This is a genomic window from Rhizobium sp. P44RR-XXIV (genome assembly GCF_001999485.2).
Lineage (GTDB): Bacteria > Pseudomonadota > Alphaproteobacteria > Rhizobiales > Rhizobiaceae > Rhizobium.
Window position 1 is genome coordinate 82,028 of the sequence record NZ_MPVZ02000028.1, and the last position, 25,887, is coordinate 107,914.

Here is a 25,887-nt window from a genome sequence, read left to right on the forward strand (position 1 = left end):
GTAAGGGTGTCGCGGTCTGGGGCGCTTTCTACGTGGTGATCTCGACCGGGGTTCCGTCCGGCATGGCAATGACCGCCTCGTAGAAACCGTCGCCTGTCGTTCGGGGCCCAGATTTGAGGCAGCCATCCGCCTTGCATCGTTCGGCTAGTGCATCGACGGCTGCCTGGTCACCCAGGGAGATGGCGATGTGGTCCCAGCCGACACGTTCGTCCTGTGCGTCGACTGGAAGCCAGGGGCCGGTCATCAGTTCGATCTGATCGGGGCCGGTAGGCAGGTGCACGAAGCGGGAGATGAAGCCGGGGCGGCGCTGGCTGCGATAGGGTTCGCCGACGGTCGCTCCGAAATACTTCATCCAGAACGCTGCGGCGGCATCGATATCACGTGTCCACAGAGCGGTATGAGCGATGCGCATTCGTCTCCTCCTTATCCTGCGTGCGGGTGACGATCCCGGCACATAGAGGTGCGGCACAAAGCAGGATGGCGAGCATCCAGAAGGAGCCGGGCAGGCCGATATGATTGGCGACGAAGCCGACACTGGCAGGCCCGATCAGTACGCCGGCATATCCGCACATGGTAATCGCGGCGACGGCGAGCCCCGCCGGCATGACGGTCTGCGTTCCTCCCTTGCGGAAGAGCACCGGCACGATGTTGGAAGCGCCAAGCCCGATCAGCAGAAAGCCGCTCATGGCGAGGATTGCGATGGGGCTCAACAGGAGAACAAGGAAACCAGCTACCGCGATGAGCCCGCCCCACAACATCATGGCTCTGTCTCCGAGCTTTGCCGTGATCCTGTCGCCAGCCAGGCGTCCTATCGTCATGGCAATTGCAAACAGCATGTAGCCAAGGCGCCATGGCTCGCTTCGACCCGACCTTGCGTGGTGAGAAGCAGCGCGCTCCAGTCGAGAATTGCGCCTTCGACGAGGAAGGTGATGGCGGCAAGCACGGCAAGCAACAGAACGAAGCTGCGGGGAATGGCGAAAAGCGGCGCATCTTCCGATGGGACGGTCCTCAGCAGCCGGGGCCAGGCGACGATCAGGGCGATCAGCATCAGGGCAGACGATAGCAGCGTTGCGACGAGAGGGCCGGCATCGACTGACAGCAGCAGCGTCACCAGCAGCGAGCCGATAAAGCCGCCGATGCTGAAAAGCGCGTGAAAGCCGGACATCAGAGGTCTATCCGCGCCTTTTTCCACCTCGACGGCATGGATGTTCATCGCAACGTCGAGTGATCCCAAAGCAGCGCCAAACACGGCGAGGGTGATGCCCAGCGTGAATGGCGTGCTGGCTATGGTGAGGATCGGCAAGGTGAATGCGAGACCGAGCCCGCCGGCAATGATGATCGGCTTGCTGCCGTAGCGCGCGCTCAGCATGCCGGTCGCAAGCATTGCGGCGACCGAGCCGAGGCCGAGGCAGAGCAGCAATATGCCAAGTACGCCATCATCGACCCCAAGCCGGGTCTTGGCGAAGGGGACGAGGGGCGCCCAGCAGGCGATACCGAATCCCGCAATGAGAAAGGCCAGTCGTGTTGCCAGCCGGGTTTCCGGCCGATCGGCGGATTGCATGATGACTCCCCGTCTTTCGAGATCAGGATGATGTGGTGATGGCGCTCGGCTTCATGAGAGTAAAACCAGCGCGTATAGCGGCCTCCTCGTCATCATCGGGCAGATCGTCTTCGACAATCAGCCAGTCGATATCGGCGGCATCGCCGATGCGATGAGGCGCTTGCTCGTGAAATTTTTCGGAGGTCGCCATGGCGATCCGTATGGTGCTTCGTTTGATGAGCATCCGTTTGAAAATCGCGTCTGCATGTTCATGCACGCTGATGCCGTTTCTCGCCGAGACTGCACAGGCGCCCACGAAGCAACGATCGATGTTCATGTTTTCGATGGCTGCCACTGCGGCCGCATCGACGCTGCCGCCGACGATGGCATTGACCGCGCCGCCGATCACGATAAGCGGGATATCGCCGCGTTTCATGACGGCAGACGCGATGTCGATGGAGTTCGTTGATATCGTCAGCTCGCTGTTCTTCGGCAGCAGGTCCACCATTGCAAGATTGGTGCTGCCGCTGTCGAGAAACACGAAAGCGCCGGGTTCGATCAGGCTGACGGCTGCACGCGCCAGTGCCTGCTTTCGATCGGACGCCTGCCCGATGCGGGCAGAGATGGGTCGCGAGAGGCTAAGAAGAGGAAGCGCGCCGCCATAGACACGCCGGCATTTGCCCTCGGCGGCCAGCGCTCTGAGGTCGCGGCGCACGGCATCCTCGGAAACATTGAACTCGGCCGCAAGCGATGCGGCGACGATCTCTTGTCCCTCTGCAAGCCGTGTTTCGATGACGTCCCTGCGGGATAACGGAAGTGAAGTGCTCATAATCATGCATTAACGTGCATAAATTGGAGAGTCAATGTGCGCGTTTGTACTTGTTGTTAATTGATGTGGGCGCCGCGATCGGCGAGTGATCTCAACTCGTCGGCGCTGTTTGCCGATTGAGCCTTTGTGCGATTCTAGCAGTCATTTTGGCCGGAAACTGCACTTGCACGTCCGCAGCTTGTAATGCTCCATGCGACGCAATCGTCTTATCGTCCGAGTCTCGCCCCATGCTCAAAGATTTCTCCATCCAAAGCCTGTTTATGGGATGCCTTACGGCATTTGTCGGCTTTGCCAGTTCCTTTGCCGTCGTCTTCCACGGCCTGCAGGTGGTCGGCGCGACCGATGCGCAGGCAGCGTCTGGACTGATGGCGCTTTCCGTTGCGATGGGCCTTTGCGCGATCGTACTGAGTGCCGTTACCAGATCGCCCATCAGTACCGCCTGGTCGACGCCGGGGGCGGCCTTGCTCGCCAGTGCCGGAGCGATCGACGGCGGCTTTCCGGCGGCAGTGGGGGCTTTCTTCATCTGCGGCCTGTTGATCGTCATCGCCGGCTTGTTTCGGCCATTCGGCCGGGCGGTGGCCTTGATCCCGGCGCCGCTTGCCAATGCCATGCTTTCGGGCGTGCTGCTCGGCCTTTGCTTCGCACCGGTCAAGGCGATCGCCTTCAATCCCGCATTCGGCCTGCCGATCATTCTCGCCTGGATCGTCGTTGGCTCCTTCAAGCGGCTCTGGGCGGTGCCGGCGGCCCTTGCCGCTTTCGCGCTTGTGCTGGCTTTCGGCGTCAAGATACCGGACGGCGCTCTCGCCTCATTGGGGAATTCACTGCTGCCGACAGTCGAACTGGTGAAGCCGGTCTTCACCGTCGCCGGCCTTGTCTCGATCGCACTGCCATTGTTTGTCGTGACAATGGCGTCCCAGAATATTCCTGGTATCGCCGTGCTCAAGGTCCATAACTACGATCCCAAGCCTGGCCCGCTATTTGCGGTCACCGGCGTGTTTTCGCTGCTGGCCGTCCCCTTCGGCGGCCATGCCGTCAATCTGGCCGCCATCACCGCCGCAATGTGCGCCGGGCAGGATGCGCATCCCGATCCGAAGCGGCGCTATTGGGCGGCGATCATCGCCGGCGCCGGCTATGTCATCCTCGGCTTGCTCGCGAGTGCCGTCACCGCTTTCGTGGCGTTGGCGCCGCCAATCCTGATCGAGGCGGTCGCCGGCCTGGCGCTTGTGGGAGCACTGTCCAATTCGGCACTCAATGCGTTCCAGCCGGCGGAATCGCGGGAAGCCGCCGCCATTACCTTTCTCGTAACGGCTTCGGGCGTTTCCTTCGGCGGTGTTTCCGGCGCCTTTTGGGGCCTGATTGCCGGCGGATTGATGATGGCGCTGTCGCGCGGCGTGCGAGCGCTGAAGAAATGAGCAGGGGGTTGCTTCTTTTTGGCGGCGCGGCTATAAGCGCGGCCATGAAGACGACTGGCGCAAAGATTTCTGAGCAGATTGCACGTGGGCGCATTGCCCTGCGTGACAATACGCGCGCCCTTACCTCGCTTCTCCTCCTCGGCCTTACGCGCGGTTGCCGGGTCCTTTGAGGACGCCCGGCGGCCGAAAAGCCCGCTGGCCATCGCTCCTCGCGACTTACCCTAAAATCGACAGCACACCCGCAAGGGATCCGCATTTGTCATCGCCAAGCCGCATCCGATCGGCTAAGACGCGGGATAAAATGACGGGAAAGGAAGAGACGAGACCATGGACGCGAACAGCCATTCCCCCAAAGGCATGCCCGAAGCGACGGTAAAATACCGCGCCTATCCCCAGATCAACATTTCCGACCGGACCTGGCCGTCCAAGATCATCACCAAGGCGCCAATTTGGTGTTCGGTCGATCTGCGCGACGGCAACCAGGCGCTTGTCGATCCGATGGGCCATGATCGCAAGGCCCGCATGTTCCAGCTGCTGCTGGATATGGGCTTCAAGGAAATCGAGATTGGTTTCCCGTCGGCCTCCCAGACCGACTTCGATTTTGCCCGCTGGTGCATCGAAGAGGGCAATGTGCCCGCCGACGTGTCGCTGCAGGTTCTGGTGCAATGCCGCCCGGAATTGATCACTCGGACCTTTGAGGCTCTGGAAGGCGCCAACAAGCCGATCGTCCATTTCTACAATTCCACCAGCGAATTGCAGCGCCGCGTGGTGTTTGCCAAGGATGTGCAGGGCATCAAGCAGATCGCCGTCGATGCGGCCAAGATGATCAGCGACATGGCGGCCAAGGCCGGCGGCGGCTATCGTTTCGAATATTCGCCGGAAAGCTTCACCGGCACTGAGCTGGATGTGGCGCTGGAAATCTGCAACGCCGTCATCGGCGTCATGAAGCCGACACCTGACAACAAGCTGATCATCAACCTGCCGTCGACAGTCGAGATGGCGACGCCGAACATCTATGCCGACCAAATCGAATGGATGTGCCGTAATCTCGATAATCGCGAAAACCTGATCATCTCGCTGCACCCGCATAATGACCGCGGCACCGGCATTGCCGCTGCCGAGCTGGCCTTGATGGCCGGCGCCGACCGCGTCGAGGGCACACTGTTCGGCAATGGCGAGCGCACCGGCAATGTCGATGTCGTCACCATGGCGCTGAACATGTTCACGCAGGGTGTCGATCCGGAGCTGGATTGCTCCAACATCGAACGCATGAAGGAAGTCTTCGAATATTCCAACCAGATGGCGATCGGCGAGCGTCACCCTTACGTCGGCGAACTGGTCTACACGGCTTTCTCCGGCTCGCACCAGGATGCGATCAACAAGGGCATGAAGGCCGCCAAGGTTGCCAACGATCCCGTCTGGGAAGTGCCTTACCTGCCAATCGACCCGCAGGATGTCGGTCGCACCTATGAGGCGATCATCCGCATCAACTCGCAGTCCGGCAAGGGCGGTATCGCCTATATCATGCAGCAGGATTACGGCTTGAACCTGCCGCGCAATCTGCAGGTGGAATATCGCGAAGAGATCCAGCGCATCACCGACGAAGAAGGCAAGGAGCTACCCTCCAAGCGCATCTACGAGCACTTTATCGAGCGCTACGTGACGCAGCCTGGCGCCCGCATCCGCTTCGTCGATCACCACACCTTCGCCGATCCCGAGCATAAGGGTCAGCGCATCGTCGCAGCCGAGATTACCGACAATGGCGAGGTGAAGCGCATCGAAGGCCGCGGCAACGGTCCGATCGACGGTTTCATCAACGCCCTCTCGATTTATCTCGGCGTTTCCATGTCGGTCGAGGACTATTCCGAGCACTCGCTGCAGCACGGCTCCAACGCCGCGGCAATCTCCTATGTCGAGATTTCCCATCCAGGCGGCAAGCTGTTCGGCGCCGGCATAAACACGAACATCGTTGCCGCATCGCTCGAGGCGATCGTGTCGGCGGCAAACCGCGTGCTCGATATCAAGGCGAAGTAAAGCTGGATTTCAGCTTTTGAGGTTTGGCGAAATCAGATCCCCTCGCTATCGTCGAGGGGATTTTTCGTTCTGCCGGGCAGGAATGGTGCGGTGGGTGGCGCAGTCCTTTTCGCGCAAAACGAAACAGCACCTAGGATTTTTGCTGGGCAAGCTCGTCGCGCTGCTTCGTCAGTCGCTCAAGCTCTTCCTCTTGCTCGGCGATCCGGTCGGAGGTGCGCTCTTCGTCCGCTGCACCGGAAAAGGCCGTGGCCTGTTCGATCAGTTCGCGAAGGTTTTCCCTTATCACGGCGATGCGCCTGTCGATTTCCGGAATGGTCAGCAGAACGTCGGACATATTGAAACTCCAGCGAGAATATCAACCCGGTACGGTTTACCGTTGGGCATTATCCATCGGCTGGCTGGCCACCGCAAGCTGCAAAGCAAGAGCGGCTCTATTAGATTTCAGAGGATACCCTGTTGGCGATCTGGTCGAGCATGGCATCTGAGGACGGGCCGACGACGGCATAGGTCGCGCCATTGCGATGCCAGGAGACGATACTGACATCGTCCTTGATGGTTTCGTCGAAATCGCCGTCGTCCGGAGCGCCTTCGGTCTTGGTGAAAGAGATGGCGATGACTTCGCCGTCGAGGTTTTTATAGATCAGCTGGCCCACTGGCTTGCCGCCGGCAATGAACATGCGCGCGCCCTGGAAGACGAGACCGTCTGCAGCAAGATCCGGAAAGTTGAATTTGACGCCGACCGTGCTCGACAGCCACTTGCTGATTTCGTCCAGCTCGCTTGCCTGCAGTTCGACCATGTGGCGCGGTTGCCGCGAATAGATGCGGTGGTAGGCGGCTATATCATCCAGCCAGCTGCGTGCTGCCGCTTGAGCCGGGGTAGGGGATGCCGCTGCGGGCACCTGGGCCGGCTGCACGCCAAAGAGATAGCCGATGCCGCCGCCAAGCACGAACAGGAGGAGAGCGGCCGCGAGCGACTGCTTGCCAGAGGGGGCAAGCTTGAAGGACGGCCGAGCCAGGCGGGGGGAGGGATCCCGTGTTTTCGGAGGCTGCGCGCTCTTGATGGAGCGCACGAGTGCGAGAGGAACCGGTTCCTTCAGGACTTCATCGAAAGCCTTGCGGCCGACATCGGAGCCATGCCGCAGTTCGTCGAAAATGCGGCGTGCATCCGGATCGGAGGCTATCAGCCTTTCCAGCTCTTCCTTTTCTTCGCGGCTCATCTCGCCGTCCAAAAAGGCGGAAAGGCGAACTTCGAGCGGCAATTTCTTCATGTCCTGCAATGCTTAAAACCTTCGAGGCGAGCGGCTGTGACCCTGTGCGGCAAGATGCAGTCGGGCGCTGGAGAGCCGCGATGCCACTGCCGACAAGGGGATGCCGAGAATATCGGCCGCCTGCTTGTAATTATGCCCTTCGACATCGACCAGCAGGAAGACACTGGCAAGTCCTTCGGGCAAAGATGTGACCAAGCGGTGCGCTTCTCCGGCTTCCACCGGATTGGGGTGCACCCCGGATGCCGGCTCGCCTTGTTCAAGCGCATTGCCCTTGGCGGTGGGCCGCAGCCTATGGCGCCGCGCTTCATCGATCCATTGATGCCGCGCCATCGTATAGAGCCAGCTTTCCAGCTTTCCGATGCCGTTCCAGAGATGGAACTTGGCTATGCCGCGTTGACAGACGTTCTGCACCAGCTCATCCGCATCGGCCAGATCGCCGGTCAGAGTCACCGCGAAGCGGCGCAACTTCGGGAGAAGGCCGACCAGATCGCGTCTGATATCGATGGCAGCTACCGGCGTGGGCATGGTCTTTCCAGTGAGGCGTTGGAGGTTGTGACAATGACGATGTCTTCCCGCAAATGACGGCCCTTACCCGGGGAAGGGCGATGCGAACGGGATGATCGTTCTGTGCTGGTATGAACCATTTCTGTGCCGTTTCGCAAGTCTTCAAAAATACCCGCGTGTTTGTCTGTCTTTAATCCAGTCGGATGCCCCACCATCGCCTACTCAGTAGGTAACCTGACCCTTGAGCGACTGCATCAGCGATCGGTAAGCCCAGGTATTTTCACCGCCGCGATCTCGGATTTCGACCAGCTGCACCCGTGCGCCCTGAACGTCGCCCTGCTCAAGCAGGGCCTGCCCCATGTAGGAGCGGGCAAGGATGTAGTTCTCGTCGCGTTGCAGGGCCTTGCGGTAGTAGCTCATGCCGAGTTCCATGCGGCCGGCCTTGCGGTTGGAATAGCCGAGGTAGTTCAGAATGCGGGGATCGTCCTGGTTTCTGGCGAGTTTCAAGACCGTGATGGCGTTGTCATACTGGCCGGCATAGGCGAATTCGCGCGCGGCCTGGAACAATTGATCGTCATTGAAGCCGCTTTGCGTCGGCTTCACGCATTCCTTCTTGTCCTTGTCCCATACCTTGCCGTCGGTGCATTCGGTGGTGGTCTTGCTCTTCGGCGGTGGGGCGGTTTCGTCGTCTTCCGAACCGGCAGCGAAGGCCTGCAGGCTGGCAGCGAGCAAAAATCCGCTGGCCAGTGCCAGCATTACGGCTCTCTTCGTCACGACCTTGAAACCCATTCCATCCTCCGAGATTCCCAGATGCCGATTGTATCTCGGTATCTTCGAATACGCTACCGAAACGATGCTGTCGGAAGCCGCAAAGCGGCGATCACGGGGCTAAAATATCGACACCTTCTGGATCGACCTTGTCGCCTTTTGCATCGAGGCTGTAGCGCTCGGCCTTCAGCTCCCAGGCGCCTGGTCTGCCGGCAATCGTGAAGAGATTATAGGCGGCCCGCGGCTTCAACCCGCCGACGCCCTGAGACGCCGAAGCGATCCCGACAACTGGCACCGGGCCTGTCTGGCTGCGGAGCCAGTGAAGAGTATTGAGGTGCGTGTGGCCATGAAGAACAAGCTCGGCGCCGCCCGTGGAGATGGCAGCGGCAAAGCGGCGAATACCGATCATCCGCTTATAGAAGCTGGTCGCGCCGCGAATGGGGGGATGGTGGATCATGACGACGCGAAAAAGGCCGGCATCGCCGGCGGCGCGGAGCATGTTCACCGTCTCGCGCGCCTGACGGGCAGAGTAAAAGCCGCTGGCAGCAAACGGCGGCGTTGCCACGGCGGTCGAGCAGCCGATCAGCGCGACCTGGTCGCGAATGCGCAGATAGGGGAAGACATGCTGATCCTGCGGCCATTCGACAGGCGCGCGATCGCCTTTGACATAGGGATACCAAGCGCGCATGGCCTTCTCATAAGACCCAGGCACATAGGCATCGTGATTGCCGGGCACGACGGAGGTGTGCTGAGGGTCGCCAACTGTCTTCAGCCAAGCGGCGGCGGTCTGGATCTCGATGCCGCTTGCAAGGTTGACGAGATCGCCAGTCACCGCGAGATGATCGGCCTGTTTCGACTTGATATCGTCAAGAAGCAGATCGAGCGTATCGCCAAAAAGGTGCTTGCGCCGGTTCCTGTGCCAGTTCACAAATCCTGTGATGCGTTTGGAGGCGAGCTCTCTGATCGAAAGGCGTGGCAGGGGACCCAGGTGAACATCGGAAATATGCGCGAGCTTGAACATGGGATCAGACATAGCCCATTCGATTGTCAAAACAAATACATGCCTTGCCTCAAGGATCAGCACTCCGGAGCTCAGGGATGAGTGACGAGGCTCCGAAGGGCGAAGGGCGTGGTCTGCGGGCTTGGTTGTTCGGTCGTGCACTGCATGTGTATTTCGTGCTCACCCGCAGCATGACGCTTGGCGTGCGGGCTGCCTGTTTCGATGCCGATGGGCGCATTTTCCTGGTGCGGCATTCCTATATTCCGGGGTGGCACATGCCGGGCGGCGGTGTCGAACGTCATGAAACGATGGAGCAGGCGCTCGAGAAGGAGTTGCGGGAGGAGGGCAATCTGGTGATATCGGGGAGGCCGCAGCTCTTTCACGTCTATTTCAACAATCGCACGAGCAAACGTGACCATGTCGTCTTCTATCGCGTCGAGGTAACGCAGACTGCGCCGCGCAAGCCTGATCTCGAAATCGTCGAGAGTGGCTTCTTTGCGCTCGACGCCCTGCCGCCGGGTACCACGAAGTCGACCTACCGCCGGTTGGAAGAGTTGAGCGGGTCCGAACTCCCTTCGAATTATTGGTAGCCCTGCCGCCGTCGGGGACAGCAGCAAGGCTGCTTCGTTTCGGGATCAAGCAGCTTTCGACAATTGCTCGCGACCATGCGGACGATCGAGATCAAGTTCTGGGCCGATGGGAACGATGCCCGTCGGGTTGATCGTCCTGTGGCTCCGGTAATAGTGATTCTTGATGTGCTCGATGTTCACGGTCTCCGCCACGCCGGCAACCTGGTAAAGATCCCGCAGATATGCGGAGAGATTTCGGTAATCGGCGATGCGGCGGATGTTGCATTTGAAATGGCCGACATAGACGGCATCGAAACGGACGAGCGTGGTGAACAACCGCCAGTCGGCCTCAGTCAGATGCTCTCCGAACAGATAGCGTTTTGTCGATAGTCGCTTTTCGAGGGTGTCGAGCGTTTCGAAGATGCGGCGGGCATTCTCTTCATAGGCGTCCTGCGTCGTTGCAAAGCCGGCCTTGTAGACGCCGTTGTTGACCGTGTCGTAGACCAGCGTGTTCAAGGTATCGATATCTGCGCGCAGATTCTCGGGATAAAAATCGTCCTTGGATCCGGTCAATCCGTCAAAGGCGCTGTTGAACATGCGGATGATTTCAGCTGACTCGTTGTTGACGATCGTGCCGGTCTGCTTGTCCCAGAGAACAGGAACAGTGACCCGGCCGGAATAGTGTGGATCGGCCTTGATGTAGATTTCCCAGAGCGCCTTGGCACCAAAGAGCGGGTCGGTCGTCCCACCGTCTTTCCCTTTGAATTCCCAACCATTTTCCAACATCAGCGGGTTGACGATCGAGACGGAAATGAGATCTTCGAGCTTCTTCAGCTTGCGGAATATGAGGGTGCGATGCGCCCAGGGGCAGGCGAGCGAAACGTAGAGATGGTAACGTCCGGCCTCGGCCTTGAAGCCGCCGGCTCCGGTTGGGCCGGCTGCACCGTCAGGGGTGATCCAGTTGCGGAACTGCGACGCAGCGCGCTGGAAATGGCCCTTCGTCTCCTTGGTGTTGTACCAGACATCGTGCCAGATGCCGTCAACCAACATGCCCATTGATTTGTCCTTCCCGAAATGCTGCTTAAAACCTGTTTTGAACATACGGCATGCCGGCCGAATTTCGAGGCGATAAACGATGAACACTGCGTATCGGGCATGATCGGCAGGCATGGGCGCGAGATTTCATCGAGGGATGTCATCATGCGGACACGATCTTGCATCAACAAACGGCAGCACACATTTTACGTTGGACGTGCCGAATATTTCCTGCTATCGGGCTTGTCAAACTTTGAGGAACAGCTCTCATGAAAGCCATCAGAAGCCTGCGACGACGCCGATGATCCCGAACGCTCCACGAGCGCCTTCGAGAACAATTCCGTCTGTCTATCTGGTTTCTTTGGCTCATGTACAAGCACGATCTGGTCTACCTCACTGAGGATGCGTCGCACGACGCCGTTATCGAACTCATCAATGAAGAAGCATTCGGTCCTGGCCGGTTTACCCGTGCTGCTGCGCGGATTCGCGAGCAGGGGCCGCATGATCGCACGCTGTCCTTCATCTGCGCTGACGATGGCGAGACGATCGCCTCGGTGCGCATGACACCGGTCCTGGCCGGCTCGGTCAAGGGACATTTGCTCGGGCCGCTTGCCGTCAGGCCCTCACACAAGAACAAGGGCATCGGCCGCGAGCTCGTGCGGATCGCCGTCGAAGCGGCGAAACGCAAGGGGTCGGAATGCGTCATTCTTGTCGGCGACCCACCCTATTATGGCCCGCTCGGCTTCGAAAAGGTCGCCTACAACGCCTTGGCCTTCCCGGGGCCTGTCGATCCCAACCGGGTTCTCGTCGTGCCGATTGCCGCCGACACGCATGAGCGGCTGCATGGCTCTATCATTTGGCGGGATGATTCCGCTTCGATCGTCGAGGTCGAAGACGAGGATTTTGATGAAGTCATGCCGCTGACGGCGATTGCCGTCTAGGCCTTTACACCGGATGCAGAAAACGTCGCCCCATTCGATTAACGGGGCGATAGTTTTTTCTGGAGGAAGAGGCGGCTGCGGCCAACCGGGAAATCCGGCAACTCGCCGAAGATCTCATAGCCTTGCCGCTGATAGGCGCGTAGCGCCTGCGGATTGAACGTATCGATCCAGGCTGCGAAACAGCCGCGGGCTATCGCTTCCGTTTCCGCCGCATCGAGCAGTTTGCTCGCCATGCCCTGGCCACGCAGGGTTTCCGGCACGAACAGCAATTGCGTGAACAACCATCCCCAGCCGGTATAGCCGGAGATTCCGCCAATAGTCTCGCCGCTCTCGTCGCGGATCAGCACCCCCAGCGGCCGGCGTTCGGATGGGCCGATATCGGCGGCATTGAAGGCGACCAGGCCGCTGGTGATCGTAGCCAGATCGCTTTCGGAAGGGCTATCGGTTACATCGATTTTTGTCATCATATCACCGTCCTTCGCGCCACCAGGTGGCGGAGAAGGCAAAGAGCAGGGCGGCCAGACCGGCAAAGCCCGCGAACAGGGGTAGCGTATTGATCCCCTTCAGCACGGTTTCATCGGTCATGCGGATGGTCAGGCGCTGGCCGTCGGCGACGCGAACCGCGCCCCGAACCGGCAAGACCTGTGGGACCGTGACGCCGCCATTGGCGCCGGCGACACGGGTGACGAGACCCTTGGTCTTCTGGGCTAGCGGCTTCAGCGTCTCGGTGGTCGAGATCATCGCCTTGAACTCCGGAGCATCAATGGCACCGATATGGACAAGCGTCGACAGGTTGCCGTTGGCGACCTGGTAGAGCCCGATCTCGTCCATATGTTTCTCGGCTTGGTAAAGTCCCGGCTGTGTCTGCTTCAGCGGCAAAGTCTGGGTCTTGCCGGAGGGCGATTTGATCGTGGCAGGGCCAGGATCGTCACCTACGGTCTGACGCGTCACCTGCACCGTGCGGCCGGCGGCATTTGCCGTCAGTGCCTCTTCTTCCAGCGCCGGCTCCTTCAGCAGCCAGTGGGCAATGCGTCGATAGAGCGACACATGCGGGCCGCCGCCTTCGAAACCACGCGCCCAGAGCCAGCCTTCATCGGAAAGCAGCATGGCGACGCGGCCCTGGCCGACGCGGTTCAACACCAGCAACGGACTGTTGTCGGCGCCAACCATCACGGTCTGACCCTGCGGCTTTTCGACATCGACGCTGCGGAACCAGCGGCCCCAATGCGGCGGCTCCGTGTCGGAGCCATCGAGCCCGCGCGTGACGGGATGCTTGCGACCCTGATCCGAGAGGCGCGGATAGAACGGCTTCTCGATCATCTGTCCGGTCGGCTCGGCCGGCAGAACCGAGGCGAGTGGCGTCAGAGCAATCGAATTGCCGCCGGAATGTTCGGGGCCAGCGGCCACGAGCAATGCACCGCCGTTTTCGACGTATTGCGCCATGTAATCATAATAGATCGTCGGCAGGACGTTCTGACGGTCCTGGTAACGGTCGAAGATGATCAGATCGAAAGAGCTGATCTTGTCGACGAAGAGTTCGCGCGTCGGGAAGGCGATCAGCGACAGTTCGTTGATCGGCGTGCCGTCCTGCTTGTCCGGTGGGCGAAGAATGGTGAAGTGCACGAGATCGACGGAGGCGTCGGATTTCAACAGGTTGCGCCAGGCGCGCTCGCCAGCATGCGGCTCGCCCGAGACGAGCAGGACACGCATGTTCTGACGAATGCCTTCGATCAGCTGGACTGTCTGATTGTTGACGGGTGTCACTTCGCCCGGCACTTCGGCCACGGAGAATTCGAGAACATTGTTGCCAGCACGCGGCACCTTGAAGCTGAAGGGCGTATCCTGGCCCGGCGTCGCCTGCAGCGTGGCAATCTCGTCGCCATTCATCTTCACGGTCACGTCCGCGAGGCCGCCGTGGCTCTTGCCGTCGTCGACGACATGAAAGACCAGCTGCTGCTCCTCGTTGACGAGACCGAAGCGAGGGGCACGCACGATCTCGATGCGACGATCAAACTCGTCCGGCTTGCCGGTGATCAGCCCATGGATGGGCGCGTCGAAGCCGAGCTGCTGGTTCACGCCGGGAATGTCGTGGATCTGGCCATCGGTCAGGAAGATCGCGGCACCGATCCGGGCAGGTGGCACGTCCGCGATCGCCGAGGAGAGGGCGGCGAAAAGCCGTGTCGAGGGCGAGTCCGATTCCGCCGGGTCGCGCGCCTCGACGATGCGAGGCTCGATGCGCGGGAATTGCGCCAGCCGGTCCTTGAGCATCGCCAGGGCATCGTCTGTCATCTTGGTGCGTTCCGGCGTGTCCTGGCTCAGGCTGCGGTCGACGACGACGGGAACGATGGTGGTGAGCTGATCGCGGTCTTCCTGCATCAGCACGGGATTGGCAAGTGCGAGCAGCAGCGCGGCGCCGGCCAGCGCGCGGATCCAGCCGCCGCGCAGGCGCCGGTAGATCGCAAGCGCAGCGATGGCAAGGGTCAGCACCACAAGAGCAGCCAGTATTGGCCAGGGCAGGAATGGGGCAAAACCGATATTCATCTTATTGCCCCAACCGTTGCAGGATATCCGGGATGTGTACCTGATCGGCCTTATAGTTTCCGGTCAGCATGTACATCATGATGTTGACGCCGGTGCGGTAGGCATATTCACGCTGAGCTTCGTCCGGAGGCACGGTCGGCAGCAAAGGCGTGCCGTTGTCGTCCACCGCCCAGGCGCCGGCGAAGTCATTGCCCGTGATCATGATCGGCGTCACGCCATCGGAGGATGCCACGGCATTGCCGTCCCGGTGCGTGTCCTGGCGTGCCTCGACCCACAATGGGCTGTCGGCATAGCGGCCGGGAAAGCTCGACAGCAGATAGAAGGACTTGGTCAGCACGTGCCCTGACGGCACGGGCTCGAGAGGCGGGATGTCGAGATTGGCGAGAATCTGTTGCAGCCGCTGGCCGTTCGGGCTCGGCGACGACGTATCGCCCATCGTATCGATGGCATCGCGGGTGTCGAAGAGCACGGTGCCGCCGTTGCGCATATAGGCATCGATGCGGTTGATTGCGTCATTGGACGGCATCGGTGCTGTCGCCGATATCGGCCAGTAGATCAGCGGATAAAAGGCGAGTTCATCCTTTGCCGGATCCAGTCCCACCGGTGGGCCGGGCTCCAGGGTCGTTCGATATGTCAGGTAATCGGAGAGGCCGGCAAGACCGCGCTCGGACAGATGATCCACCTCGGATTCACCCGTCACGACATAGGCAAGATGCGTCTTGTCCAGCCGCGAATATATGGTGTCGTCGCCGGGCTTGGAATCATTGGCGAGAGCGGTCGCAGGATGCAGGAAGGCGGCGACCGAGATCGCCAGCAGCAGCATTGCCGCGCCGCCGGCCACGGTTTTCGTCGCTCTGCCAAGACGGGGAAAGGCGCCGTTCATGAAGAGGACGATCAGGCTGTCGGCAAGCAGGACGAGGAAGGCGAGGATGAAGAGGATCGGTTTGGCCGACCATGCCTCGCCGCCGATAAGGCCATCCCTTGTCACCGTGCCCGTCGCCGAGGCATCGAGTGGCTTGAGCGTGGCGCCGGCGGGCAGGATGTTCAACGCGGAAAAGCCCTCTTCGGAGCCGTAGAGGCCCGGTGGATTGTCGAAACTGGCAACGGCCGTGCCCTTGATGCCTGGCTCCAGCGGACGGGCACTGCCGATCTCGCTTGTCAGCACGCCTTTGGCGGTGAGAAGCCGGTAAGGTGGCATTGCCTCGGCCGTCTTGGCTGCGCCTTCCGTCGATGCGACGCCGCCGGAGCGCGACAGCTGCACGAGCCGGCGCAGCATTTCAACGAAATCGCCCGAGATCGGCAGGTCCGACCATTGCGGTTCGGCGCTGACATGGAAAAGAACGATGCGACCAGCCTGCATCTGCTTTTCGGTGACCAGCGGCGTTCCGTCGGCAAGGCTTGCCCAGGTGCGTTCGGCAAGATCAGGCGTCGGCTCGGCCAGAACCTGCCGCTTGACCAGCACATTGGTCGGCTTCTGCATGCCCGCGAAGGGGCCGAAGGCGGGGAAGTCAGCCAATGGCTGCGGCTCGGCCCAGGAGAGCGCGCCACCGAACGTGCGCTCGCCCTGCCGCAGGGTCACGGGCACTAGCGGGTCATCGGTCGGCGCTGCGGCGAGGCGAGGACCGGCGAAGCGAACGAGCGTGCCGCCATTTTGAATCCAGCGCTGCAACGGCGCGTAGCTTTCCTGCGGCAGGCGGCCGACATCGGCCATGATCATGACCGACGGATTGCCTGCGAGCAATTCAGGGATCGATTTTGCCAGATCGGCACTGTTGGGCTGGATGAGGTCCGCGTAAGGCTGAAGGGCGCGCTGGATATAATAGAGCGGCGACAGGATCGGCTGGAATTCGTCGGCTGCCTGTCCGGAAAGAAGCGCCACGCGGCGACGGCGGAAGCCGTCGTCGAGAAGGTGCACGGAGCCGGCGCTGGCATTGCGGTCGACGCTGATGCGGGCGAAATCATTGCGCATCTCGAATGGAGCGGCGATCGAGCCGCTGGCAACCGTTTGGCCGCCCGCGAAATCGAGCGAACCGGCGGCGATGGGCCGGCCCTGATTGTCCTGCGCCGTCAGTCCGAGGCGCAGCGGGCTGGTGCCGTTCAGCCGTGTTGCCGTAACGGTCATGTCACTGGCGTTATTGGCTGCGCCGGTGATTGCGAGAACATCGCTGCCGTCACCTTCAATCAGGCGCAGTTCGCTCGGCTGAAGGGCGGAAAGCCGATTGACGATGTCGTCCTTGTCCTTGCTCTCGATGCCGTCGGAAATGAAGGCGACCGTACCCGGCTTGCTGCCGTTGAGCGCGGCCTTCACGGCGTCGGCGGCGCGCTGGCGGTCGGGCACCAGCGGTCGCGGGTTCATCGCATGCAGCTTGTCGCGGGCTGCGGTCGCGGCACCCGGCGTCGCGTCATTGCCTTGTTCGGCTGTGAAGGCGATCGAGACCGGAATGCCCTTGGCGTCGGCATCGTCGATGAGCGCATCGGCTGTTCGGACGCGGCGCTCCCAATCCGAGGCGCTAGCCCAGCTATTGTCGATCATCAACACCAGCGGACCGCCGCTCGACAGGGTGTTGGTGCGCGGATTGAACATCGGATTGGCGATGGCGAGGATGACGAGTGCGGCGAGCAGCATGCGCAGCAGCGTCAGCCACCATGGGCTGCGGGCCGGCGTTTCCTCGCGCTTGAGGATCGTTGCCAGAATACGCAGCGGCGGGAAGACTTCCGCGCGGGGCTGCGGCGGCGTCAGGCGCAGGAGCCACCAGATCACCGGAAGCAGGACCAGGGCTGCGAGGATCGCCGGCGAGGCGAACGCGAAGGAAAGACCGGTCATGGTTGTCCTCCTGGCGCGACCCTGGAAGGCATGCCGGAGAGGTACATGTGGACGGCCACCAGCGCTTCCGATGCCAGCCGGTCGGTGCGATGGTTGACGAAGGTCCAGCCGAGATGACGTAGCGATTGACCAAGGTTTTCGCGACGGGCGAGATAGGCGCGCTGATAATCATCTCGCAGATTTTCCGCGCGGCCGGCGATCAGCTTCGAGCCGGTTTCCGGATCGCTGAACTCGGTACGACCGCTATAGGGAAAGATTTCCTCGGCGGGATCGGCAACTTCGACGACATGACCGCGCAACCCGCGTCGCGCCAGAGGTCCGATGCGGCTCATCACGCTGTCGGCGTCATCCAGAAAATCGCCGATGAGCACGATATCGCTCCAGCCGCGGATCATCGCCGTCTGCGGCAATCCGCCTTCGAGCGGCGTATGCATCAGGGCGGCCGCCAGCCGTTCGGCGGCATTGCGGGTCGAGACCGGCTCCATGATGCCGGGGCAACCGATGCGCTCGCCGGACCGGGACAGGATTTCCGCAAGCGCCAGCATCAGCACCAGCGCGCGGCCCTCCTTGGAAACGTGGCCGTAGGTCGATTTATACATCATCGAGGGCGAGAGGTCGGCCCAGAGCCAGATCGTGTGGGCGGCTTCCCACTCGTGATCGCGGATATAGGTGTGATCGTCGCGGGCCGAGCGGCGCCAATCGATGCGCGAGAGGCTTTCGCCCTCGCTATAGGGACGGAACTGCCAGAAGTTCTCGCCGATGCCGCGCTTGCGCCGGCCGTGCCATCCGGCAATGACAGTGTTGGCGATGCGCTTGGCTTCCACGAGGCAATCCGGCACGAGGGCGGCGCGACTGCGGGCACGGGAGAGCGCATCATTGCCTGAAGTCGGTCTGACGATCTGTCCGATGGATGCCACGCGTTTAAATTCTCCTCGACCTCAGGCTTATGGTCTCGACTGCTTTACCAGCCCTGCAATGACATCGCGCACGGACATGCCTTCGGCGCGGGCGGCAAAGGTGAGCGCCATGCGGTGCTCAAGCACGGGTTCGGCGAGCGCATGCACGTCGTCGATCGATGGCGCGAGCCGGCCTTCGTAGAGCGCACGGGCACGGGCGCAGAGCATCATCGCCTGGCCGGCGCGCGGACCCGGGCCCCAGGCAACGTGCTTGTCGGTCGAGGCATTGCCCTGACCGGGACGGGCGGAGCGGACCAAAGACAGGATCGCGTCGACCACCCCGTCGCTGACCGGCATCTGGCGGATCAGTTGCTGGATTTCCAGCAGGCGTTCGGCTGTGATGACGGCCTGCGGCGTTGCTTCACTGAGACCGGTAGTTTCAAGAAGAATACGGCGCTCGTCGGCCAGCTCGGGATAATCGACATCGACCTGCAGCAGGAAGCGGTCGAGCTGCGCTTCCGGCAAGGGGTAGGTGCCTTCCTGCTCCAGCGGGTTCTGCGTGGCGAGAACGTGGAAGGGCGCGGGAAGGTCATAGCGCTGGCCGGCAATCGTCACGTGATATTCCTGCATGGACTGCAGCAGTGCCGACTGCGTGCGCGGCGAGGCGCGGTTGATTTCGTCGGCCATCAGCAACTGCGCGAACACCGGTCCCTTGACGAAACGGAACGAACGACGGCCGCTTTCATCCTGATCCATCACTTCGGAACCGAGAATGTCCGACGGCATCAGGTCGGGCGTGAACTGCACGCGGCTGGAAGCAAGGCCGAGGACCGAGCCGAGCGTGGTCACGAGCTTGGTCTTGGCGAGGCCGGGCACGCCCACAAGCAGGGCGTGGCCGCCGGCGAGCACGGCAAGCAACGTGTTTTCCACGACGCTTTCCTGACCGAAAATGACCTTCGAGACCTCTTCGCGGATGAGGGCGATATCGCTCAACGCCTTTTCGGCGGATGCGATGATGGCCTGCTCGTCGAGGCTCGTATCGGTCGATTTGATCATGCCCATTTGCGTCTCCAATGGCAGAAAAACGGTGCGCGCGATTCGCAGACCTTACACATTTGCCTCATAATCAATACAACTTATCGCCACGAACATGGCTGACAAGCACGTTTCGAATGACTATCTCGTGAGAAACTGTCGTATTCGTGACTAACGGCAAACCGGGACGGAAGAATGGCAACCGAAGACATCAGGACGACAGGTGATGCAGCGAGCCTTGCAGCGCTGATTTCCCGTGCTGCGGGCGATAGCGGCGGTCGAAAGAAGGGCCTGCCGCCCGTCGATCGTTGGGATCCGCCGTTTTGCGGCGATATCGACATGGAAATTCGCGCCGACGGCACCTGGTACTATCTGGGCACGCCGATCGGCCGCGCGCCGCTGGTGCGGCTGTTTTCCACCGTCCTGCGCAAGGATGCAGATGAGAAAACCTATCTCGTCACGCCTGTGGAAAAGGTCGGGATCCGCGTCGTCGATGCACCCTTCGTTGCCGTCGAGATGAGTGTGACGGAGCGCGACGGCCGGCGTGTGCTGACGTTTCGCACCAATGTCGGCGATGTCGTCGAGGCGGGCAGGGAGCATCCGATCCGTTTCGTCATCCGTGGCGAAAACGATGAGTTGAAGCCCTATCTGCATGTTCGCGGGCGCCTGGAAGCTCTGGTGACGCGTGCGGTGATGTATGATCTCGTCGAACTCGGCGAGTCCGTGGAGATTGCCGGGCGGGAAATCTTCTGCATACGCTCCGGCAGCTCCATCTTTCCCGTCATGCCGGTTGCCGAGCTGGATGCCCTGACGCGATGAGCGAATTCCCCCTCTATTCTGCGGATGAATTTCGCCGTCGTGCCCTGCATCAAAGCGGTGGTCCCGTCGAATTTGCCTGGCGAGATCATGGCGATCACATTCTCAATCCCGAGACAATATCGCAAGTCGAAGGTCTGAAGCTGAAAGATGCCGCCGTGCTCGTGCCGGTCGTCGACAGCGGCGACGATGCCAAGGTGATTTTCACGCTCAGGACATCGACCTTGCGCAAGCATTCAGGCCAGATCGCTTTTCCTGGTGGTGCTATCGATCCCGAGGACGCTTCACCGGAAATGGCTGCCGTGCGCGAGGCGGGCGAGGAAATCGGGCTTGCGGATATTTTCATAGAGCCCGTTGCGCGGCTCCCGCATTATCTGGCGGCCACCGGCTTTCGCATCACGCCAATCCTGGCCGTCGTAAAGCCCGGCTTCGACTTGGCCCTTAATCCGACCGAGGTGGAGGATGCCTTCGAGGTGCCGCTGTCCTTTCTGATGGACCCGGGACATCATGCGACCGACACCATGCTCTGGCAGGGCACCGAGCGCCACTTCTATCGCATGCCCTATGGGCAGCGGATGATCTGGGGCATTACCGCGGGCATCGTCCGCACGCTTTATGAAAGGCTTTACACATGACGTCCGTTGCCGGCGAGACATGGTTCCGGGATGAGGCGCTCGGGCGGGTTCTATCCTTGCTCAATGCCGATGGCGGCGAGGCCCGCGTCGTCGGTGGTGCCGTGCGTAACAGCCTTATGGGCCTGCCGGTCGCCGATATCGATATTGCAACGACGTTGCTGCCGGAGGCTGTCGTTGAGAGAGCAAATGCAGCGGATATCAAGGCGGTGCCAACAGGTATCGCGCATGGAACCGTTACTCTGGTCATTGACGGAAAGCCGTTCGAAATCACCACCTTGCGTCGGGATGTGGAGACGGATGGACGACGCGCCCGTGTTGCCTTCAGCGAGGACTGGCAGGCGGATGCGGAACGCCGTGACCTGACGATCAATGCGCTTTATGCGTCGGCTGATGGCAAAGTGGTCGATCTTGTTGGCGGGCTTGCCGATCTGGAGCGTCGGAATATCCGCTTTATCGGCGACGCTGCGACCCGGATCGCGGAGGACTATCTGCGCATATTGCGCTTCTTCCGTTTCTTTGCGCATTACGGCAGCGGCCGGCCGGATGCGGATGGGCTGCGCGCCTGCGCCGGCGCGCGATCGAAGATCGCGACGCTGTCGGCCGAGCGTGTCTGGTCCGAGATGAAGAAGCTGCTTTCGGCCAATGATCCCGGCCGGGCTCTGCTCTGGATGCGCCAGGTCGGGATATTGACCGAGGTTCTGCCGGAAACGGAAAAATGGGGCATTGATGCCGTTCCGGCTCTGGTGGCCGCCGAACAGGCTCTCGGCTGGTCGGCCGATCCCCTGTTGCGGCTTGCCGCCATCGTGCCGCCGGATGCTGCAAGACTTGCCAAGCTGGCGGAGCGGTTGCGGCTTTCGAAAGCGGAGGCTGCCTATCTGCAGGCCTGGGCGACGGCGCCTGTGGTCAAGGACGATATGTCGGAAGCTGGCTTCGATCGCCTGCTTTATCGCCATGATCCCGTAGGCGTCGCGGCGCGGCTGAGACTGGCTTTGGCGGTCGCGCGCGGCAAGGCGGAGGGCGATTTCGAGGAAATGGCGCGTAGCGCGCGGATCGGCAAATTGCTGCAGCGAACCGAAAAATGGAAAAAGCCCGCCTTTCCGCTTGGTGGAACGGATGCGCTTGCCGCCGGCGTCAGCGCGGGGCCTCGTATCGGGGAGCTTCTGGGCACGCTCGAGCAGGAATGGGTGGAGGGTAATTTCGCTGCTGACCGGGCGAAGCTTCTCGCCCGGTTGAAGGATCTGGCGAACGCCTGACGGCAGCAACCCGGTCAGGCTGCATGCGCCTCATCGCGAATGCGAGACTTGATGTTGTCGACCATGTTTTCCCGGACGATTGTTTCGCCATGCGCATCACGCAGGTGTTCGACGGCGCGACGAACCACTTCGGCATCGTCCTTGGCGCGGGTATGCCATGTGCAGCCGGGTACAAGCGTACCACATTCGAACAGTCGCATATCTTCCTCCTCATATTCAATTTAAACGCCGTGACAATCCTTCATGCCGAAGGACATGAAGGTTAAAACGCGACGGGTAGGAAAAGGTTTCCCCGTCCGGCAAGGCTCTGTACCTGCCGGACGCGCTCTTGCGGATTTCAATCCGGCATCGCCCAGGATTTGAAGCAGTCCGATGACTGATATCTGGTCATGGGCGCCTGTTTTGCGGGACGATCGGCCGCCAAGCGGGCGACATCGCTTGGCGACTTACCTGCAAGCTGCATTCTCACCTGCTCGATAAAGCAGGAGAGCGGCAGATCGGATCCACTGCGGACCCGCATATCCTCTGCCAGCCGGATGACGAATTCCGGACTGTCGACTGTCCGCGAAAGCTTCTCTTCCTTCGAAACTTCCGTGGCTTGATTCAGTACTGCCATTGCAACCTCCTCCGATTGAAACGAGCATTACGTAACCTAGGGTCTTCTCCCGTCGATTTCAGGGCCTATCTGATCATTTTATTTTGAACGCCTAAAGTACATCGCGACCTCCAAGGTTCGCTCTCTGCACTTTAGGTCTTCTTCGCCGCGTGTCGCCGTCGTAAAACAGCTTCACGCCCTTGCGCTACTGCTTTCAGGGCCAACGCACCACTGGGGGCATAGACGACAGTATCGACTCGACGTTGCCGCCTGTCTTCAGTCCGAATATTGTACCGCGATCGTAGAGCAAATTGAACTCCACATAGCGTCCGCGGCGGATTAATTGCTCGTCGCGATCCTCTTCGGTCCAAGTCTCGTTGAAATTCGAGCGGACGATGCGCGGATAGACCATCGAAAAGGCCCGGCCGACGTCGCGTGTGAAGGCGAAATCGGCATTCCAGCCGCCGGCTTCCTCTTCCGAATGCAGCCAGTCGAAGAAGATGCCGCCGATGCCACGTGCTTCGTTCCTGTGCTTCAGGAAGAAATATTCGTCGCACCAACTTTTGTAGCGCTGATAATCGGCGACAGCGTGCCGGTCGCAGACGATCTGCATGGCGCGATGGAAAAGGGTGCTGTCCGGGTCTTCCTGGGTGCGGCGACGATCGAGAACGGGGGTCAGGTCGGCGCCGCCGCCGAACCAATGGCTCGTGGTGACGACCATACGCGTATTCATGTGCACGGCGGGCACGTTTGGATTGACGGGGTGTGCGATCAGAGACAAGCCAGACGCCCAGAAGCGGGGATCTTCCTCGGCGCCTGGTATCTGGCTACGAAAATCGGGAGAAAATTCGCCGTAGACGGTCGAGGTATGGACGCCGACTTTCTCGAAGACGCGGCCTTCCATCATCGACATGCGCCCGCCACCGCCCTGGCCTTTTTCCCGCTGCCAGTCCTTGGCGACGAAGCGTCCCGGCTCCTGGTCGGAAAGGGGGCCGGCAAGCTCGTTTTCCAACTGCTCGAACTCGGCGCAGATCGCGTCGCGCAGGCTCTCGAACCAGCTTCGCGCCGCCTCTTTCTTTGCTTCAATATCCTCGGGTAGTCCTTTGGGAAGGTTGGGTCGTTCCATGCATGCTCTCCGACAGTGCGAGCAGCCGGCGGCCCGCGATTCGCACCGTATGTATCGTGATTTTGAATAGCAGCAACACTGCGGCGCAACCAGTGCGGCGGCATGCGAGGAGAATCGACTCGCAAATTTCTCGATGCGGTATTATGTTCCCTCACATTGGCGAGGTTTTATCATGAAGATACCCGGACCGCCGCCCCTTGATGGGCTGAGAAGCAGAATATTCCGCTATCGGCAGGAACATCCCGCCGGCGGAAAGAGCGAGTTCGTTCGCGAGACTTTTTGTCTCAGTCGGCCCGATGCGCGCGCCAAGGCGCGCGAGTGGTTCGATGAATTCCCGAAGGCAGCCTATTGGACCGAGGTCGAAAGCTGGCGTCAGATCGACGGCGATCGTATCGAGTTCACCATGAGGCGTTTGCCGTCGGCGGATTGAACCGGACGGAACAGAAGCTTGCAGCGGCAGGCGACCAGCCTGCCGTCGTTGTTACTGCGTGCTCCGCAACCGGCTTTCGATCAGCAATCCGCTCTCGTCCAAAATCGGATGGGCCACCGAGACGATGTGCGCGTTGATGCGCTTCAGGTCGCGCAGCATGTCGAGATGCAACGAGCTGGTCTGCAGGCTGTCGATGCGGCCATCACGCAATCTCTCAAGATGACGCTCGGACGATTGCTTTTCGAGCCGACGCACGTCCACCTTCACTTCCATCAATTGCTTGGCGAGATTGGAATCGCGCGTCACGAGGATGGTCTGTGCGATGCGCAGATTGTCGATCGTCAAGCTGAAGAGGCTTCGCAGTTCACGATAGCCGTCGTCTGAGAAGGTGAGGCCCTTGCCGATCTTCTTCGCCACCTGTTCGGCCAGACCCTTTTCCACGATATCGCCGATGTGTTCGAGGTTGATGGCATAATCGATGATGACGATGGAGCGGCGCCCGTTCTCGGGATCAAGCCCATCGCGCCCGAGCTTCGACAAATAGATCTTCACCTCCTGCTGGATCCGGTCGACGCGCTTTTCCAGAATAGGAATTTCCTTCAAGGGCGACAGGTCATTGTCGTTGAAGGCGTTTTCGGTGCGGATGAGCATGCGTTCGATGAGATCACCGACGGCCAATACCTCGCGTGTGGCGCTTGCAAGTGCACGATAGGCGTATTCAGCGCCTGCTGATCAAGAAATTTGGGGCCATCATCGGCTTTCGGATCGTCATGCACAACCCGCAGCATGGTTCTGGAGAGCAGGCTTGAGAAGGGCCATGCGCAGATGGCAAGGGCGATGTTGAAGAGCAGGTGGACATCCACGGGCAGCTTGGCCGGCGAGAAATGCAGGCTCTGCATCCAGTCACCGATATAGCCCGCGAGCGGCAGAACGATGAGGCAGCCGATGGCGCGGACGATCAGATTGCCTAGCGTGACGCGCCGCGCAGTCGCCGGGCCTGAGAGTGCGCCATGACGGGCGGAACCGCACCGCCGAGGTTGGCGCCGAGCACGAGCACGACGGTCAAGGCCGGAGAGAGGATGCCCGTGGATGCCAGCGACAGGATCAGGACGACACGGCAAGGCTTGAGGAGGACACGAAGGCCAGCACCGCCGAAAAGATCAGCGCGACGGGCAATGCGCCGTCAAGCAGGCCGATGAAGGCGCCGAGCGCCGCCGATTGCCGCATCGGCGCGGTCGCCATGCTCAGCAGCTGCAGCGACAGCAGCATGAGCCCGATGCCGATCAGCGCCGCGCCGGCACCCTGCTGGGTGGTCGACGATCGGCGGTAGAACACGATGCCGACGAGAATGATGAGCGGGGATAGCCATTCGATACCGGTTGCGACGATCCATGCCGTGACTGCCGTGCCGACATTGGCGCCGAGCAGCACGATCTGCGCCATGCTCGGCAGCACGAGATCGCGTTCGACGAAGGAGGCGATCATCAGAGCCGTTGCCGTTGAGCTCTGTAAAGCAATGGTCGCCACGAAGCCGGAAGCGAAGGATCGCGCGCCGCTGCGGGTGCCCTTGGCAAGGCCGGTTCTGAGACGGGCGCCGAAGGCGCGGGACACGCCATCCTTTACCTGTGCAAGGCCGAACAGCAGAAGGCCGACGGCGCCGAACAGGTTGATCATGACAATGGTTGATTCCATTTTTTTCTAATTCTTTCTCATGCCGGCATGTCGTCAATGAATCCGAAAGCGATAATAACCTACTGAAAAGGCATGAGTTTCAGCATGTAATCGTGTTGGATGAGAAATGGCAATTTTGATCGCCGGCTAAGCATTATACGCTTG

The 25,887-nt window shown here is 60.8% G+C and carries 24 protein-coding genes and 2 pseudogenes; 8 read left to right on the top strand and 18 right to left on the bottom strand.

Annotated features, from left to right (window positions below; translation table 11 throughout):
- Nucleotides 1-28: 28 nt before the first annotated feature.
- The 3 genes and pseudogenes from BSK43_RS17485 to BSK43_RS17495 all read right to left on the bottom strand — a co-directional run bounded on the left by BSK43_RS17485 (nt 29) and on the right by BSK43_RS17495 (nt 2,369).
- A complete protein-coding gene (locus tag BSK43_RS17485; protein ID WP_077469359.1) occupies nt 29-412 on the bottom strand; it encodes a VOC family protein in 384 nt (127 codons plus the stop codon).
- A pseudogene (locus BSK43_RS17490) lies at nt 378-1,561 on the bottom strand (MFS transporter). Before BSK43_RS17490 ends, BSK43_RS17485 begins: the two are co-directional and overlap by 35 nt.
- Before the next feature lie 22 nt (nt 1,562-1,583).
- Complete coding sequence (locus BSK43_RS17495; RefSeq protein ID WP_077469358.1) at nt 1,584-2,369, bottom strand: DeoR/GlpR family DNA-binding transcription regulator; 786 nt, start codon at nt 2,367-2,369, stop codon at nt 1,584-1,586.
- Nucleotides 2,370-2,596: 227 nt separating this feature from the next.
- Here BSK43_RS17495 and BSK43_RS17500 point away from each other — a divergent pair, with 227 nt between their 5' ends.
- The gene (locus BSK43_RS17500) at nt 2,597-3,781 is read left to right on the top strand and encodes a benzoate/H(+) symporter BenE family transporter (RefSeq protein WP_136687080.1); all 1,185 of its coding nucleotides are present in this window, start codon (nt 2,597-2,599) and stop codon (nt 3,779-3,781) included.
- A gap of 327 nt (nt 3,782-4,108) precedes the next feature.
- The gene (leuA, locus tag BSK43_RS17505) at nt 4,109-5,815 is read left to right on the top strand and encodes a 2-isopropylmalate synthase (RefSeq protein WP_077469357.1); all 1,707 of its coding nucleotides are present in this window, start codon (nt 4,109-4,111) and stop codon (nt 5,813-5,815) included.
- 130 nt (nt 5,816-5,945) lie between these two features.
- Here leuA and BSK43_RS17510 read toward each other — a convergent pair whose 3' ends face one another.
- The 5 genes from BSK43_RS17510 to BSK43_RS17530 all read right to left on the bottom strand — a co-directional run bounded on the left by BSK43_RS17510 (nt 5,946) and on the right by BSK43_RS17530 (nt 9,406).
- On the bottom strand, nt 5,946-6,149 hold the full coding sequence (locus BSK43_RS17510) for a hypothetical protein (RefSeq protein WP_077469356.1): 204 nt from the start codon (nt 6,147-6,149) through the stop codon (nt 5,946-5,948).
- Between the two features lie 100 nt (nt 6,150-6,249).
- A complete protein-coding gene (locus BSK43_RS17515; RefSeq protein WP_205910634.1) occupies nt 6,250-7,092 on the bottom strand; it encodes an anti-sigma factor in 843 nt (280 codons plus the stop codon).
- Nucleotides 7,093-7,095: 3 nt separating this feature from the next.
- Nucleotides 7,096-7,608: an RNA polymerase sigma factor gene (locus BSK43_RS17520; RefSeq protein ID WP_077469355.1), complete on the bottom strand. Its 513-nt coding sequence runs from the start codon at nt 7,606-7,608 to the stop codon at nt 7,096-7,098.
- 201 nt (nt 7,609-7,809) lie between these two features.
- Complete coding sequence (locus tag BSK43_RS17525; protein WP_077469354.1) at nt 7,810-8,376, bottom strand: tetratricopeptide repeat protein; 567 nt, start codon at nt 8,374-8,376, stop codon at nt 7,810-7,812.
- 91 nt (nt 8,377-8,467) lie between these two features.
- Complete coding sequence (locus BSK43_RS17530; protein WP_077469391.1) at nt 8,468-9,406, bottom strand: metallophosphoesterase; 939 nt, start codon at nt 9,404-9,406, stop codon at nt 8,468-8,470.
- A gap of 47 nt (nt 9,407-9,453) precedes the next feature.
- Between BSK43_RS17530 and BSK43_RS17535 the strand changes: the two genes are divergently transcribed.
- On the top strand, nt 9,454-9,945 hold the full coding sequence (locus BSK43_RS17535) for an NUDIX domain-containing protein (RefSeq protein WP_077469353.1): 492 nt from the start codon (nt 9,454-9,456) through the stop codon (nt 9,943-9,945).
- 45 nt (nt 9,946-9,990) lie between these two features.
- On the opposite strand, the gene BSK43_RS17540 is transcribed toward BSK43_RS17535, so the two are convergent.
- The gene (locus BSK43_RS17540; protein WP_077469390.1) at nt 9,991-10,980 is read right to left on the bottom strand and encodes a glutathione S-transferase family protein; all 990 of its coding nucleotides are present in this window, start codon (nt 10,978-10,980) and stop codon (nt 9,991-9,993) included.
- A 347-nt stretch (nt 10,981-11,327) separates the two neighbouring features.
- Between BSK43_RS17540 and BSK43_RS17545 the strand changes: the two genes are divergently transcribed.
- Complete coding sequence (locus BSK43_RS17545) at nt 11,328-11,900, top strand: N-acetyltransferase (RefSeq protein ID WP_077469352.1); 573 nt, start codon at nt 11,328-11,330, stop codon at nt 11,898-11,900.
- 38 nt (nt 11,901-11,938) lie between these two features.
- Here the strand turns inward: BSK43_RS17545 and BSK43_RS17550 are convergent, their stop codons facing one another.
- The 5 genes from BSK43_RS17550 to BSK43_RS17570 are packed head-to-tail and all read right to left on the bottom strand — an operon-like array spanning nt 11,939 to nt 19,223.
- Complete coding sequence (locus tag BSK43_RS17550; RefSeq protein WP_077469389.1) at nt 11,939-12,364, bottom strand: GNAT family N-acetyltransferase; 426 nt, start codon at nt 12,362-12,364, stop codon at nt 11,939-11,941.
- 4 nt (nt 12,365-12,368) lie between these two features.
- On the bottom strand, nt 12,369-14,441 hold the full coding sequence (locus BSK43_RS17555; protein WP_077469351.1) for a hypothetical protein: 2,073 nt from the start codon (nt 14,439-14,441) through the stop codon (nt 12,369-12,371).
- 1 nt (nt 14,442) lies between these two features.
- Complete coding sequence (locus tag BSK43_RS17560) at nt 14,443-17,265, bottom strand: DUF4159 domain-containing protein (protein WP_077469350.1); 2,823 nt, start codon at nt 17,263-17,265, stop codon at nt 14,443-14,445.
- Entirely contained in the window at nt 17,262-18,182 is a 921-nt protein-coding gene (locus tag BSK43_RS17565; RefSeq protein WP_068388385.1) for a DUF58 domain-containing protein, read from the bottom strand. The genes BSK43_RS17560 and BSK43_RS17565 overlap by 4 nt, the downstream gene beginning before the upstream one ends.
- A 27-nt stretch (nt 18,183-18,209) precedes the next feature.
- A complete protein-coding gene (locus tag BSK43_RS17570; protein ID WP_077469349.1) occupies nt 18,210-19,223 on the bottom strand; it encodes a MoxR family ATPase in 1,014 nt (337 codons plus the stop codon).
- A gap of 168 nt (nt 19,224-19,391) precedes the next feature.
- Here BSK43_RS17570 and BSK43_RS17575 point away from each other — a divergent pair, with 168 nt between their 5' ends.
- Genes BSK43_RS17575 through BSK43_RS17585 form a run of 3 tightly spaced genes read left to right on the top strand, consistent with a single transcriptional unit; the run spans nt 19,392 to nt 21,900 of the window.
- A complete protein-coding gene (locus BSK43_RS17575) occupies nt 19,392-20,015 on the top strand; it encodes a DUF1285 domain-containing protein (protein WP_077469348.1) in 624 nt (207 codons plus the stop codon).
- Entirely contained in the window at nt 20,012-20,647 is a 636-nt protein-coding gene (locus BSK43_RS17580; RefSeq protein ID WP_068388377.1) for a CoA pyrophosphatase, read from the top strand. Before BSK43_RS17575 ends, BSK43_RS17580 begins: the two co-directional genes overlap by 4 nt.
- Entirely contained in the window at nt 20,644-21,900 is a 1,257-nt protein-coding gene (locus BSK43_RS17585) for a CCA tRNA nucleotidyltransferase (RefSeq protein ID WP_077469347.1), read from the top strand. Before BSK43_RS17580 ends, BSK43_RS17585 begins: the two co-directional genes overlap by 4 nt.
- Before the next feature lie 14 nt (nt 21,901-21,914).
- Here the strand turns inward: BSK43_RS17585 and BSK43_RS17590 are convergent, their stop codons facing one another.
- The 3 genes from BSK43_RS17590 to hemF all read right to left on the bottom strand — a co-directional run bounded on the left by BSK43_RS17590 (nt 21,915) and on the right by hemF (nt 23,621).
- On the bottom strand, nt 21,915-22,100 hold the full coding sequence (locus BSK43_RS17590; RefSeq protein ID WP_077469346.1) for a DUF1059 domain-containing protein: 186 nt from the start codon (nt 22,098-22,100) through the stop codon (nt 21,915-21,917).
- A 137-nt stretch (nt 22,101-22,237) separates the two neighbouring features.
- Nucleotides 22,238-22,516: a hypothetical protein gene (locus BSK43_RS17595; protein WP_077469345.1), complete on the bottom strand. Its 279-nt coding sequence runs from the start codon at nt 22,514-22,516 to the stop codon at nt 22,238-22,240.
- A gap of 193 nt (nt 22,517-22,709) precedes the next feature.
- A complete protein-coding gene (gene hemF, locus BSK43_RS17600) occupies nt 22,710-23,621 on the bottom strand; it encodes an oxygen-dependent coproporphyrinogen oxidase (RefSeq protein ID WP_077469344.1) in 912 nt (303 codons plus the stop codon).
- 169 nt (nt 23,622-23,790) lie between these two features.
- On the opposite strand from hemF, the gene BSK43_RS17605 reads away from it, so the two are divergent.
- Nucleotides 23,791-24,051 carry a hypothetical protein gene (locus BSK43_RS17605; protein WP_068388647.1) on the top strand — a complete coding sequence of 87 codons (261 nt, stop codon included), beginning with the start codon at nt 23,791-23,793 and terminating at the stop codon, nt 24,049-24,051.
- Between the two features lie 51 nt (nt 24,052-24,102).
- Here the strand turns inward: BSK43_RS17605 and BSK43_RS17610 are convergent.
- Nucleotides 24,103-25,743 (bottom strand): annotated as a pseudogene (locus BSK43_RS17610) (Na/Pi cotransporter family protein).
- Between the last annotated feature and the right edge of the window lie 144 nt (nt 25,744-25,887).